Below are 13,251 nucleotides of genomic sequence, written 5' to 3'. Positions count from 1 at the left end.
CTGCTGCTGGGCGCGGTCCTCGCGGCGGCCGCCACGGCCGCCGTCGGGCCGCTGGCCTTCGTGGCGCTGCTGGCCACCCCGCTGGCCCGCGGCCTGGCCGGAGGACGCCCCTCCCTGGCGGCGGCGGCCCTGGCCGGCGCGGTGCTCGTGCTCGCGGCGGACCTGCTCGCGGCGGAGGCCGTGGCCCTGCTCGCCGAGGGCACCCGCCTGCCCACGGGCGTGCTCACCGGGGCCGCCGGCGCCCCGCTCATGATGACCCTGCTGATCCGCGCCGGCCGGCGCGGCGAGAGGACGGCCTGAGATGACTCCCCCGCATCCCGCCGCGCCGCCCGCGGAGCGCCCCGGGACGGACCCGGCAACGGGCCCCGCCCCGGGCCCGGCCCTGCGCCTGCGCGGCGTCCGGCTCGGCTACGGCCGCCCGGACACCTCGGACACGGTCGGCCCCGTGGACCTCGACGTGCCCGCCGGCCGCGTGACCGCGCTGATCGGGGCGAACGGCTGCGGCAAGTCGACCCTGCTGCGCGGCCTCACCCGGCAGCTGCCCCTGCGCGGCGGATCCGCCGACGTGCTCGGCCGGGACCTGGGCGCCTACTCCGCGCGGGAGTACGCCCGCACCGTGGCCCTGCTCCCCCAGCACCCCGTGGCCCCCGAGGGCATGACCGTGGCCCAGCTCGTCCAGCGGGGCCGGCACCCGCACCGCGGGCTGTTCGGCACGACCGGGGCCGACGACGACGCGGCGGTCGCCCGGGCGCTGCGGCACACGGACCTCGAGGAGCTCGCCGACCGCGAGGTGGCCGAGCTCTCCGGCGGCCAGCGCCAGCGCGCGTGGCTGGCGCTCGTGCTCGCTCAGCGCACTCCCGTGCTGCTGCTGGACGAGCCCACCAGCTACCTGGACCTGGCCCACCAGGTGGAGGTGCTGGACCTGGTGCGCGGGCTCACCCGCCCGGACGGGGACGAGGAGCCCGTGACGGTGGTGGCCGTGCTCCACGAGCTGAGCCTCGCCGCGCGGGTGGCGGACCGGCTCGTCGCGCTGCGGGACGGGCGGGTGGCGGCCGCCGGCACGCCCGCCGAGGTGCTGACCCCCGCCGTGCTCGCCGAGGTGTTCGACCTCGACGCCGACGTCCGGCCGGACCCGCTGCTCGGGCACCCCGTGGTGCTCCCGCGGGGTGCGGCGGACCGCGGCGCCTCCCTCCCCTCCCCGACGACCCAGGAGACCCGATGAGCGAGGGCATGTTCGTGGCGCACACGCGCGTGGTGTCCGTGGAGCAGCCGTGCCGCGGCTTCCGGCGGATCGTGCTGGCCGGGCCGGACCTGGAGCGGGCCAGCCCGGACCTCATGGGGCTGCTGCCGCCCGGCACGGCGGACCTGCACGCCCTGTACCGGGGCTCGCGGCCGCGCCGGGATGCGTACGTGAAGGTGCTGATCCCGCCGCCGGGCGGCGTCTCGGCCGACCCGGACCTGTCCGCGGGGTTCCGCGCCGGCTTCCTGGCGATCCCCGAGGCCGAGCGCGGCTGGATGCGCACGTACACGGTGCGGTCGGCGGGGCCGGTGCGGCTGGACGGCCGGCCGGTGCCGTCCCTGACCGTGGACGTGGTGCTGCACGGCGATGCCGACGATCCCGCGGACCCGCACCAGGGGCCGGGCCTGCGCTGGGCGCGCGCGGTGCAGGCGGGGGACGCGGTGAACGTCCTCGTGCCGAGCGCCGAGGCGCCGGCGTGGTCCGCCTGGCGGCAGACCGGCGCGCGGCGCGTGCTCGCCGTGGGCGACGAGACCGCCGTGCCCGCGCTCGTCTCCGTGGCCGAGGAGCTGGCCGACCCGTTCGGCGGGTTCGACGGCGTCGCGGACCTCGTGCTCGAGCTGCCCCACGACGGGCAGGTCGCCGACCTGATCGCCGAGCGCCTCGCCGTCCCCGAGCCGTGGGACTGGCGGCAGGTCACCGAGCTGGCGGACCGGGGCCGCGTCCGCCTGCACGTGGGCCGCCGGGCGCCGGGGACGCCGTCGGGATCCTGGGCGCACGCCCGCCTCGCCGCGCTGCTCGGCGTGGACCCCGACGACGCCGGGGGGCCGGTGGCCCCGCCCGCCGAGTCTGCGGACCGCGAGTGGACCGTGGCCGCCCTCGCCGAGGACGAACGGCCCGAGGCCTACGTATTCCTCGCCGGGGAGTCCGCGATGGTGCGCGCCCTGCGGCGGCTGAGCGTGGGCGCCGGCGGCGTCCCCAAGGCGCACGTCTCCTTCATGGGGTACTGGCGTCAGGGGCAGGCGGAGAGCTGACGGGGGGGGTGCGCCGCCGCCCCTCCGACGCGGCTGACGCGTCGACGCTCAGGACAGATAGGCGACCGGGAAGATCTCCACGAGAAAGACCGACCGTGCGAGGGCGGCACCCCCGGTCCCTCCGGGAACACTATGTGGGCGGGTACGAGGGCGTCCCGCGAGGTGGTCGATTTCGCCCGATACGCCCGCACTATGGAAGGGGTGTCAGCGCCCGCCAATCGCTACCGCCGGAAGGCACTTTGGGCTTTGCGCATGCGGTCTCTGCCACGCTTGGCTTCCAACGCCTTCTCCATCGCCATGCGGGAAATTGTGTTGCGGATGTTGATGGGGATCTCTCTCTTCGTCTCACCCGCCATGATCGCGTCACAGAACATTGGGCCGCACTTTCCACACCATCCTGAGCCCAGGACAACGCCAGCCTGATCGTTTTCGGGCAGCGGCTCAACGGTGATGTCCATCCACAGGTTTGCTGACGGCCCGTTCTTGCAGTCGCAGCTGAAGGCGATGTAGTCGTTCTTCTTGAACTTGTCCCACACCTGCTGCGTCACGACCATCTGGTGGCGTTCTGCGGCCTGCGCGCACTTGGCCGCGTAGTTGACTGGCCTGCCTGCCCAGACAGCTTCTTGCTCCGAGACCACACGCCGGGTGCCGATGCGCTTGACCAGTGTGCGCGCGGCGTGGATGCCCACCTTGTATCCCGTCTCCGGCGCATCTGGCCACCGCTTCTCCAGCTGCGCCACGAGGTCCTCGCTGAACGTCTTGATAGTGACCCCTGCACATAGGGCTCGTTCGTAAGCCTTGTCGCCCCAAAACAGGCCGAAGCCGCCGTCTCCTTGTATGTCGATGAAGTTCGCGTCGAACTCGTGGAAAATGCGCACAGCGCCCTCGACGCTGGCCTTATAGATGCGGGCAGTCGACTTGTCATGCTTCCCTGTCCCGAGGTGGGTGGACCCCTTCAGGTCGCAGACCACAGCCACGACTTCTGGCAGTTTGATCCAGGTGGTGCTGGATGACGAGGGGATGTCCTTGGCGTCGAATGTGCCGTCCTTGTCCACCACTGGGATGTCGGAGTTGTTCAGCACGGTGTTCACCTCCTCGCCTAGATCATCGAGGAGGGAGGTCAGAAATGCCGGTTTATCACTCATGGGACCCAGGCTACGGAGCCACCCGGACACTCTTGGGCTACCAGCCCGATACGAGCCCGAGCACAAGCGCCCCCGTTGTCAACAGGGAGAGGTAGCCGATGAGGATAGCTCGGTTAGCCAACGTGTACTTGCGCACCGCCACTTTGGAGTTCGCCACGATCTGATGTGCCACGTGATCGGTCATCACCTGTGGACCCGAAAGAGCCGACCTCAAATGCGCGGCATACTTCGCCGGCTCGGCCGCGAAGTGACGACGTACGTCTCCGTAGTAGAGAGGGTTCATCTTGGTCTCGTCGGACTCATGGGCGAACTGCGGCAGGAGGCCCATCGAGGCGCACCCCATGCCCACAAGCAGCAACACTCCAGCGATCCCTTCCAAGATCGCCATAACGAGTGAGGGCCGACCTACCTCGATGGCCAGGGTAATCAGCCCCGCCGCGAGTACACCGAGGAAGGCCAACACGACGCCGAGTTTGGTCTCCGCGTGCTTCACCCATTCGTTGACATTCGAGAGAACTGTCCATGCGTCGGAGACCATAGTCTCATCGGGTTCACCGTGGGGTGGAGAGGGCGGGGTGCTCACGGTTCCTGGTGAGGTCCACGTGCGCCGGAGCCAGTCGAGGAGGGCCATGTCAGTAGTCCCTTGCGACGCCGGACTCGTAAAGAGCCTTGGCGTCCTGGCTGTCCCGCACCGCCTGCCGCACGTGGTGCTTGGTCAGGTCGAGGACCCTCAGCACTCCCCCCGTCTCGGCAACCGACTCGATGCGGCGGAACTCGTGGCCGTACTGCTCAGCGAAGTCGGCCAGGCCGCGCAACTTGGGCATGGCGTCGGCCAGGTGGTGGCCGTGGGGGTCCACCAGGTCCACCACGACCTGGGCGTCGTGCTGGGAGCCGAAGAACACGAAGTCGGGCCGCATGGCCTTCCAGTCGCCGCCTCCGTCCTTGTAGGCCACGGCCAGGGACTCCTTGGTGGCCCGGGAGGGGTTGCGGTACCACGCCTTGAAGCCGGGCTGCTTCGACTCGGAGTCCAAGACCTTGCGCTCCCACTCGTTGAGGTCGATGGGGACCGTCCCGTCCTCGGCAGCGGTCAGGTGGAGTCGACGCACGGGCAGGTCGTGCTCGGTGCCGTCCTTCTCCCGGGCCTTGCGGTCGGCCTGCGCCACCTTGGGAGCGGTGAGGGAGATGCGTTCAGGGTGGGTGGACATGCCTTCCAGTCGGTCGTACTCTGCCTGCCGTTCGTCGCTGAGTCCCTTGCGGGCCACGCGGGTCTGGGTGAGCCAGTCGCGGGCGAGTTCGTCGGCCTCCTGCTCCACGTCGGCCACGATCTCGGGCACCCGCCCAAGCGCCGCGACGATGATATTGGCCTCCAGCAGGTCCACGTCCTCCTCCGGTCCCACCAGGTGGTCGACGTAGGCCGCTGCGAGGCTCTTGGTGAGCAGGCGGGCGGCGTGCTGGTAGGAATCCTCGATGGCGCGCGGATCGGCGCTGACCTCGAAGGACTTGTAGGAGAAGCCCTCCTTGCCGACCCGTCCCCGGGCTTCCTCGCCGGTCATCGTGAGCACGTCTGCCCGGGCCTGATCGACCTTGGTCTTGTACTGAACGGCCCGACCATCCAGGACCGCGCAGAGGTGGCTCTGGGCCTTCGCTACTGCGCCGTCGATCAACCCGTCCTTGGACAGCGCCGTGGCCAGGGCGTCGAGCCTGCGGATGGGCTTGACGTTCTTCTTCGGGATCGTCACCGAGGGAATCTGCTCCAGCAGGTCCCAGACCTCCTGCGGCACCTCGGGGTTGGGCTCCAGCCGCACCGGGTCGAAGAGCACCCTGCGGGCCTTCTGGGTCTCCTCGTCGCCCTCGCCCTGGTCTGAGTCATCGACCGCAGTCTTGCCCTTCATCAGCATCTGGGCGATGGCCGTGGAGGTCTTGCGGTCGAAGTGCGGCAGCAGGCAGTCCACCGAGTTGAGCACCTCGTTGCCCGGGATGCGCCGCGCGAGCGGGGTGCGCATCATCCGACCGAGCAACTGATGGACGTAGGTCGAGTCGTTGCGCGTCCGGAAGGAGACCAGCACCTCGGCTCTGGGACAGTCCCAACCGGTCGAGATCGCCTCCATCGCCAGCAACACTCGGACATGCTTGGCGTCCTGCACCCGCTGAGGGGCGATGTAGGGCACAGGCTGCTGACCCAACAGCAGATCGGTGTGGGTGCCGAAGACATGCGCCACCGCTTCCAAAGGAAGGTCCGGCCACTCGTCATAGATCGCATCGAGCACCCGCGCCAGATCAGCCTCCGTGGGCTTGTCAGCCACCTGAACCACCAGGAGCGGCACCACCGGGTCGGCTTCCTCCTGCTCAACGGCATAGGCCGCCCAGGCAGCGGTGGATTCCTTGACGCGCTGAACCGCCCGCCGCAGGAGGGTGGTGTCGAAGTTCCCCTCCTCGGTCGGAATCGTCAACACGATGTCGTCCTTCAACAGCCCTGATGCCTGCACCAGGGCTGAGTCCACCTCGACTGGGGGCAGGGCCGTGCGGTTGGTGACCTTCTTCATCGCTTGGGTGAAGCGGTCCACCGTGGCGGAGATGCCGAACACGACCGGCATCGCCGGAGCGCCCGAGCCGCCGTTGATCAGCCGCAGCACCGTGGTGTTGCGCTCCGTGGAGGACTTCATGCCCCGGTGTGCCTCATCGAGCACGAAGTAGAGCGTCCGGCCCTCCGCCTCGACGGTGTTGCGGATCACGTCGTAGATCGTCTGCTGCACCATGTCGGGCGTCGGCTGGAACAAGCGGGGCTCGTTCGGATTGTCGGGAGTCGCTCCGCGCACCAGCCGGGCGTTCTTGGACAACTTCTGCGCGTTGAGGAAGTAGACCATCCCCGGGGCGAAGGCGGTCTCCGAGAACGTGTTCTCGATGACCCGCAACCGGGAGTCCAACTCGCTCGCCGCCGCTTGAATGCGCGCCCGTGACTGCTCGTTCAGCGACGGGTCGTCGGAGAACCACAGCACTGTCGCACCAGGGTCTGCCGGGGAGTCGAACTCATCCGAACCGAAGAACAACGCCTCGATGATCGCCGCCGCCATCACAGTCTTGCCCGCGCCCGTGGTCGCGGCCAGCGAGAACTGCGAGAGGGAGCCGTAGCGCTGGTACGTGTCGCGGGCCTGCTCCAGCCGACGCAACGCTTCGCGCACGGCATCGGCCTGGTAGTCCTTCAGTGTGTACCTCATGCGCCTGCCCTCCGGTTGATCATGAAGTTGTGCAGGTAGGACTCATACAGCCGCACCGCAGTCACCCGCTCGGGGAGATCACGGCAGGTCATCTGGAATGCGGCGTCCGAGTCAGTCACGACGAACACCGTCTCCACCGTCTCCACCTCGGCCACGCGCGCCACGAAGTCGCCCATCTGGTCGATGTTCTCCAGCACCCCGTACGCCTCGGCCACGTCCCAGCCGTCCTCACCCAGGTCGTCAATGACGCGACCTCGCGACCCGGCCCGCAGCCACAGCATCGGGGCGACCCGCTCGAAAGCACGGTGATGCCGAACCGACAGCGGGTCCTCGTAGGTCAACGTGAAGAACGCCGCGTTCTCCTCGAAGCCTTCGCTCATCGGAAACTCGTCTGTGAACCTGTAGTCGCCCTTGATGGGCTCGCCCTCAGGGGTCTTGCCCGAGATCGCAGCCGTCACCCGGGGCTTGGTGATGTAGTCGCAGATGCCGAGCGCTTCCCAGTCGGGGTCGCCCGGACGCAACCCCTGCTTGCGCAGGCCGCGCTGCTCCTCGGCGCTGACCTCATTGTTGGTGACGCTGATGCAGTGGCGCTTGCCGCTGTCCTGCTTGTTGAGGCGCATGATGGCGTGTGCAGTCGTGCCCGAGCCGGAGAAGAAGTCGAGGACAGTCGCGTCAGGCTTGCCCTTTACGAAGAAGCGGAGGGCATCTTCGACCGCATACAGCGACTTCGGAAACGGAAACTTCCGAGCGGGAACGAACTTCTCGACAAGACGGCTTCCGCTGTTGCCAGCATCATGCGCGGTGATCCGCCAAATATCCGTTGGGACAAATCTCGCTTGGTAGGCACTCCCGTCCGTGATTACCGACCCATCTGGGCGATGACCGACGATGCTGAAGGTGCCGTTGGCGACCTTTGCCCGTTCGCCCTGCTTCAAGTAGTAGACAGTCGTCTGCTTTTGCTTCCAGGGACCCAACTTGACGAACCCACCCGACATCGCTTCCCTCAACGCGTTCGGCGAAATCTGCCACCGACCTTCTCTGCCGTCTGCACGAATGGGCCATATCGCCGTTGTCCCCTGTGGAGCTGAGGCGTTTTCCCAGCCGTCTCCATAGAAAGGATCACCGATCGAGTGAAACGTACCCTCTCCACCCTCGGTTTGACACACGTAGATGGGGTAGAAGAGGTTCGGGTGGGTCGTCCTGAAGGGCTGAGTGCCCGAGCGGATCAGTCGTGCCCAGTACAGGTCCTGCTTGTTCTTGGTGCCAACGGGATTCCATTCCGCCGACAAGGGGAGTGGCATGGGCGCGGACGTACCCACCTGGACGAAGTAGATGTACTCCGAAGCGCGGTTGAAGGTCCCGCTACGTGTGGACCCCCCGGGTGTGATCGAAGACGTGATCATCGTGATCCTCGCGTCGGGAAAGGTCTGCTCCAGGAGCAGCCCCAGCCGCAGATACTCCTTCTCGTCAATCGTGACGATGAGCACGCTGTCCTCGGGGTTCAGTAGTTCCTTGGCGATCTCCAGCCGTCGCTCCATGAAGGCGAGCCACTTCGAGTGCCGGTAGTCGTCGTCCCCCTCGACGTAGTTGTTGTTGTACTTCCAGTCCTTCGCCCCGGTGTTGTACGGCGGGTCGATGTAGATGGCGTCGATGGAGTGCCGGTGGGTGTAGGTCAGCATCTCCAGCGCGTGATAGTTCTCGGCGTTGATCACCGTGTGGAAGGGCTTGTCCCCGCCGCGCTCCACCCGACCGGTCTCGACCAAGCCGGGGTAGATACGGTCGCGGAACTCGGCCACGACCACCACGTCTTCGACCAGCGCCGACTGCTGCTCGGGCTGCTCTGCCTCGAACTCGCTCAGGTGCGCCACCCGCGTGCCGTCCACGCGCTCGATCCGGTCTACCCGCCAGAGCCGCTGGTCGCCCTGCTTGACCTCGCCCCGGGGCGGGAGGACCCGCACCTTGTCACCACGACGCACAGGACGCCCGGGCAACTCCACGGCCTCCGGCTGGTGCTGCTCGAAGACCAGGCCAAAGGTCCGCCGCTTGGTCAGGGCAACGATCTCGGCTTCGAGGTCCTTGCCCAGTTGCTCGTCGGCCTTGCGCGCCTGCCGCAGTAGTTCAGTCAGTCGTGACAATCCTCAGTGCCCCTTCATGCTTGCGAGTGCCTCGTGGCCCGCTTCGTCCATCCTAGGGACGGGACCAGACAAGGGTTCGGAACACGCCAGCCCGTCATGCCGTCCCCCTGCGGGCGTCGCCGTCGTCACCCAGCCTCTCGGGCACCCCCACCCCCGGAATATCCCGCTCCCCGCGCTTGCTGGCCTCGGTGAGACGCACCCGACCCGAAGGAGCACTCTCATGACCCGCACCGTGATCATCGGCGGCCACGGCAAGGTGGCCCTGCTGGCCGCCCCGCTGCTGGCCGAGGCCGGCCACGACGTCACCTCGATCATCCGCAACCCGGAGCACGCCGCCGAGGTGGAGGCGGCCGGCGCCGCCCCGCTCGTGTTGGACGTCGAGCGCGCGGGCGAGGAGGACCTCGTCCAGGCGTTCCGCGACGCGGACAACGTGGTGTTCTCCGCGGGCGCCGGCGGCGGAGACCCCGCCCGCACGCGCGCCGTGGACCACGACGCCGCCCTGGCCACCATGCGCGCCGCCGAGGCCGCCGGGGTGCGCCGCTACGTGATGGTGTCCTACCTCGGCGCCTCCCTGCACCACGGCGTCCCCGAGGACGACTCCTTCCACGCCTACGCCCAGGCCAAGGCCGAGGCGGACGAGGCCCTGCGGGACACCGGGCTGGCCTGGACCATCCTCGGCCCGGCCGCGCTCACCCTGGAGGAGCCCACCGGCCGCATCACCGTGGACCCGGACCTGGACGCCCCGGACGCCCCGAAGGGCGAGGTCAGCCGCGGCAACGTGGCCCGCGCGATCGTCGCGGTGCTCACCGAGCCGGGCACCGTGGGCCGCAAGATCGACTTCGTGGACGGGGACACCCCCGTGGCCGAGGCGATCCGCGGCGCCTGACGCCGTCGCGCCCGGCAGGGAGCGCGCGCGCCCCGGAGCCCGCGCCCCGGACACGCGGCACGACGTCCGGGGCGCGTGGTCCAATGCCCGCATGAGCCAGTACCTGATCTCCGTGTGGCACGCCCCGGGCGTGCACGCCGCCGGCACCGCCTACGAGTCCGAGGACCAGATGCGCCTGGCCTTCGAGCGCGTCGCCGCGTTCAACGCACGGCTCGAGGAGTCCGACTCGCTCGTGGGCGCCGGCGGCCTCACCCCGCCCGAGGAGGCCGTGGTGGTGGACGCCAGCGCCGCCCAGGGCCCCGAGGAGGTGGCCGCCCAGCGGCGCATCGCCGAGGGCACCGCCTCCCCCGAGGGCGCCCAGCTCGGCGGCTTCTGGATCGTGGAGGCCCCGGACGAGGCCGCCGCCCGGACCCTCGCCGGCGAGGCCTCCTACGCGTGCGGCCAGCCCGTGGAGCTGCGTCGACTGCAGGGCTGAGGCCCGTGCCGGACCTCCAGCCCGTGCCCATCCTGGCGGACGTGCCGGAGCTGGGCGACGGCGTCGTCACCCTGCACCCCGCCGACGCCCGCCACGCCCCCGCCCTCGGCGCCCTCCTGCGGGACGCGGACGTGCAGGTGCTCACCGGCTCCGTGCACTCCACCGCCCAGGCGGCCGCGATCGCCCGCGGGGAGGCGCACGCCGGCCCGACACCCGAGCGGCTCGCCGAGATCTACGCCGGCTGGGCCGCGGACGAGGACCGGGCCGTGTGGACGGTGGAGGCCGAGGGCGCCGTGCTCGGCGAGATCCTCCTCATGGACCTGGATGCGAGCAACCGCGCGTGCGGGCTGCGCCTCTGGCTGGCCGGGGCCGGCCGGGACCGCGGCGTCGGCACCCGCGCCCTCACGCTCGTGCTCGAGCACGCCTTCACCACGGTCGGACTGCACCGCGTGGGCCTGGAGGTCTACGACCACAACCCGCGCGCCCGCCACGTCTACGCCCGGCTCGGCTTCGTCCACGAGGGCACCCTCCGGCAGGCCCTGCTGCTGGACGGGGAGTGGATCGACTGCCACGTCATGGGGTTGCTGGCGCACGAGTGGCACGCCCTCCGGGCCGCGCCGTCGTCGGACTGAGCGCCGTCGTCGGGCTGAGCGCCGCCGTCGGACTGAGCGCTCAGCGCCCGCCGAGCCGGCGGTCGAGGCCGCCGAGCAGGCCCATGAGGCCGGTGAAGCCGGCCAGGATGCCCGCCAGCACCACGCCCACGGTCCGCGCCCCGTGCCGGGGCACGTCCAGGAACGGGTACGGGTACCAGTCGATGCGCGGGCCGCGCGCCATGGTGGCCGTCGCCCACAGCAGCGGGATCACCGCGGCGAGGCCGGCGCGGCGCGGGGTGATCTGCCCGCGCGGGTCGAACAGGGCCCACACGGCGGGGGCGAGCACGGGGTTCACGATGTGCTGCAGCGTGTCGTTGAACCGGTAGAGCACGGTGTCCTGCTCCCGGCCGCGCAGCACGGAGTTGTAGACGATGCCCGTGACCATCACCGAGCCGAGACCGGCCGTGCGCACGGCCCAGAACGCGTCCGACGTCGGCGCGGTGCGGCGCGTGGCCAGCGTCAGCGAGGTGCCCGCCACCAGGGCGTTGGACAGCCACGTGAAGTACGCCGGCTGGTTCAGGGCGTGGTGCCAGCCGGCGGAGAAGCCGCCCTGGTAGCCGACGCCCGGGATCACCATCGAGTCCTTGGACATGCCGATGGGGAACGAGGTGAGGCACCCGATCAGCGGCAGCGCCCCGGAGACGTGCCAGGCCAGGCGGGCCCGCGGCCGCCCCGGCGGCACCGGGCGCGGCACCAGCCGCGCGGCGACGGCGCGCACGAGCCGACCCCCGAGCCCCTGCGGGGCGCGACGGGAGCGGGGGCGTGCGAAGCGGAGCATGGCGGGTCCTGGAGAGACGGGAACACGAGGGGATCCGCCATTCTCACATGAACGCCAGGTGAACAGAAGGGGTCGTGGGGAAGAACACGGCCGCGGCGCCCGGCTCCCGTCAGCCGCCCGTGAGCACCCCGTCCGGGTCCTCCACGCGCACCTGGACGCCGTCCGCGCGCAGCCGCTTCAGACCGTCCTCGATCAGCCGCCGGCCCACGGGCGCCACCCGGTCCACGCGCTCCAGGTGCACGACGACGGCGCGCACCGGCGCCTCCTGCTCGAGTGCCTCGGCCGCGGTGCGGCCCTCGTCCTGCGCGGCGGCGCGGCCGGCGGCCGTGTCCGGCTCCTCGGAGAACGGGTAGAAGCAGTGCGCCCACTCCACGGGGCCCGGGTCCGCCCCGGTGCCGAGCTCCGTCATGGCCGCGAGCACGGACTCGCCGCCGCCGAAGCGGATCACGCCCTGCAGGTGCAGGTGCACCGTGTCCCCCTCGCGGCGGACGCTGCGCACCACGGTGCTGCCGATCGCGTCCGCCTCCATGATGTGCAGGTCCAGGTCCTCGGACATGATCCGGCACATCTCCACGCCGCGCACCGAGTTCCCGAACGGGTCCAGGCGCGGGGAGTACGTGCCGATGCCCACCTGCCCGGGCAGCGCCCCGAGCACGGCCCCGGACACCCCGGACTTCGCGGGGATGCCCACGTGGGCCATCCACTGGCCGGCGGCGTCGTACATGCCGGAGGAGGACATCACGGAGAGCACCTGCCGGCACACGAGCGAGGAGAGCACCCGCTCGCCGGTGAGCGGGTGCAGCCCGCCGGAGGCCAGCGTGGCGCCCATGACCGCGAGGTCCCGCACCGTCACCATCACGGAGCACTGGGCGATGTAACCGGCCACCACGTCCTCGGCCCGGTCCTGCAGGATCCCGTGGCTGCGGAGCATGTGCCCGAGCGCCAGGTTGCGGTCCGCCGTCGCCATCTCGGACTCGAACGTCCGCTCGTCCACGCGCAGGCGCCGCCCGGCCAGCGTGGACATCAGGGACACGGCCCGCTCGGTGCGCTCGGCGGGGGTGGCGCCCGGGCCCACGAGGAGCTGGTGCACGGCGATCGCGCCCGCGTTGATCATGGCGTTGTCCGGGCGGTGGGAGTCGGCCTCGAGGGAGAGCTCATTGAAGGCCTCCCCGGAGGGGTTCAGCGCCACGTACTCGTCCACCAGCTCCACGCCGCGGTCCTCGAGGGCGCCGGCGTAGGTGAACGGCTTGGAGACCGACTGGATGGAGAACTCGGCGTCGGCGTCGCCAGCGGTGTGCACGCGCCCCGAGGTGGTGGCCACGGCCACGGCGCTCAGGGACGGGTCCGCCTCGGCGAGGATCGGGATGTACCGGGCCACGTCCCCCTCGGTGACGTGCTCGAGGGAGCCGAGCAGGCCCTCCAGGTAGTCGACGAACGGATGCCTCATGCCTGCGCCTCCCACCACATCGCGGTCAGGTCCCGGGTGCCGTGCGCGCGGACCGTCCCGGTCTCGCGGAAGCCCAGGCGCGCGTAGAACGGCACGGCCTCGGCAGAGGAGGCCTCGAGGTGGATCCCGACGCCGGCGCGCGCGGCCCGGCGCTGGCGCAGCCGGACCAGGGCGGAGGCGGCTCCGCGGCCGCGGGCGGCCGGGGCGGTGCCGAGCTGGGTGAGGTACCAGTGGGCGGCGGCGGGG

13 protein-coding genes are annotated in these 13,251 nt (G+C 70.5%); 6 read left to right on the top strand and 7 right to left on the bottom strand.

Annotation, left to right across the window (positions count from 1 at the left end; genetic code table 11):
- The 3 genes from NWP10_RS06790 to NWP10_RS06780 all read left to right on the top strand — a co-directional run.
- A partial coding sequence (locus NWP10_RS06790) for an iron chelate uptake ABC transporter family permease subunit (protein WP_258300328.1) occupies nt 1-300 on the top strand: 300 nt, incomplete at its 5' end.
- 1 nt (nt 301) lies between these two features.
- Nucleotides 302-1,222: an ABC transporter ATP-binding protein gene (locus tag NWP10_RS06785; RefSeq protein WP_309137710.1), complete on the top strand. Its 921-nt coding sequence runs from the start codon at nt 302-304 to the stop codon at nt 1,220-1,222.
- Nucleotides 1,219-2,271, top strand: a complete 1,053-nt coding sequence (locus NWP10_RS06780; RefSeq protein WP_258300327.1) for a siderophore-interacting protein — start codon at nt 1,219-1,221, stop codon at nt 2,269-2,271. The genes NWP10_RS06785 and NWP10_RS06780 overlap by 4 nt, the downstream gene beginning before the upstream one ends.
- A 221-nt stretch (nt 2,272-2,492) precedes the next feature.
- Here NWP10_RS06780 and NWP10_RS06775 read toward each other — a convergent pair whose 3' ends face one another.
- The 4 genes from NWP10_RS06775 to NWP10_RS06760 are packed head-to-tail and all read right to left on the bottom strand — an operon-like array spanning nt 2,493 to nt 8,766.
- Nucleotides 2,493-3,416, bottom strand: coding sequence for a hypothetical protein (locus NWP10_RS06775; RefSeq protein WP_258300326.1), 924 nt, complete (start codon nt 3,414-3,416; stop codon nt 2,493-2,495).
- 37 nt (nt 3,417-3,453) lie between these two features.
- Entirely contained in the window at nt 3,454-3,999 is a 546-nt protein-coding gene (locus tag NWP10_RS06770; protein WP_258300325.1) for a Pycsar system effector family protein, read from the bottom strand.
- Between the two features lie 49 nt (nt 4,000-4,048).
- The gene (locus NWP10_RS06765) at nt 4,049-6,631 is read right to left on the bottom strand and encodes a DEAD/DEAH box helicase (RefSeq protein WP_258300324.1); all 2,583 of its coding nucleotides are present in this window, start codon (nt 6,629-6,631) and stop codon (nt 4,049-4,051) included.
- Nucleotides 6,628-8,766: a DNA methyltransferase gene (locus NWP10_RS06760; protein ID WP_258300323.1), complete on the bottom strand. Its 2,139-nt coding sequence runs from the start codon at nt 8,764-8,766 to the stop codon at nt 6,628-6,630. The genes NWP10_RS06765 and NWP10_RS06760 overlap by 4 nt, the downstream gene beginning before the upstream one ends.
- A 220-nt stretch (nt 8,767-8,986) precedes the next feature.
- Between NWP10_RS06760 and NWP10_RS06755 the strand changes: the two genes are divergently transcribed.
- From NWP10_RS06755 to NWP10_RS06745, 3 genes are all read left to right on the top strand, one after another.
- Nucleotides 8,987-9,652, top strand: a complete 666-nt coding sequence (locus tag NWP10_RS06755) for an SDR family oxidoreductase (RefSeq protein ID WP_017489704.1) — start codon at nt 8,987-8,989, stop codon at nt 9,650-9,652.
- A 91-nt stretch (nt 9,653-9,743) separates the two neighbouring features.
- Nucleotides 9,744-10,127, top strand: coding sequence for a YciI family protein (locus NWP10_RS06750; RefSeq protein ID WP_017489705.1), 384 nt, complete (start codon nt 9,744-9,746; stop codon nt 10,125-10,127).
- Between the two features lie 5 nt (nt 10,128-10,132).
- Nucleotides 10,133-10,759 (top strand): GNAT family N-acetyltransferase, encoded by a 627-nt coding sequence (locus tag NWP10_RS06745; protein WP_258300322.1) that lies wholly within the window; start codon nt 10,133-10,135, stop codon nt 10,757-10,759.
- 40 nt (nt 10,760-10,799) lie between these two features.
- On the opposite strand, the gene NWP10_RS06740 is transcribed toward NWP10_RS06745, so the two are convergent.
- From NWP10_RS06740 to NWP10_RS06730, 3 genes are all read right to left on the bottom strand, one after another.
- A complete protein-coding gene (locus NWP10_RS06740; protein ID WP_258300321.1) occupies nt 10,800-11,558 on the bottom strand; it encodes a Pr6Pr family membrane protein in 759 nt (252 codons plus the stop codon).
- Between the two features lie 109 nt (nt 11,559-11,667).
- Complete coding sequence (gene glsA, locus NWP10_RS06735) at nt 11,668-13,005, bottom strand: glutaminase A (protein WP_258300320.1); 1,338 nt, start codon at nt 13,003-13,005, stop codon at nt 11,668-11,670.
- A partial coding sequence (locus NWP10_RS06730) for a GNAT family N-acetyltransferase (RefSeq protein WP_258300319.1) occupies nt 13,002-13,251 on the bottom strand: 250 nt, incomplete at its 5' end. The genes glsA and NWP10_RS06730, both read right to left, overlap by 4 nt.

The sequence above is a fragment of the Micrococcus sp. HG099 genome, assembly GCF_024723355.1.
Lineage (GTDB): Bacteria > Actinomycetota > Actinomycetes > Actinomycetales > Micrococcaceae > Micrococcus > Micrococcus endophyticus.
This window is presented reverse-complemented; position numbering and strand designations above follow the sequence as displayed.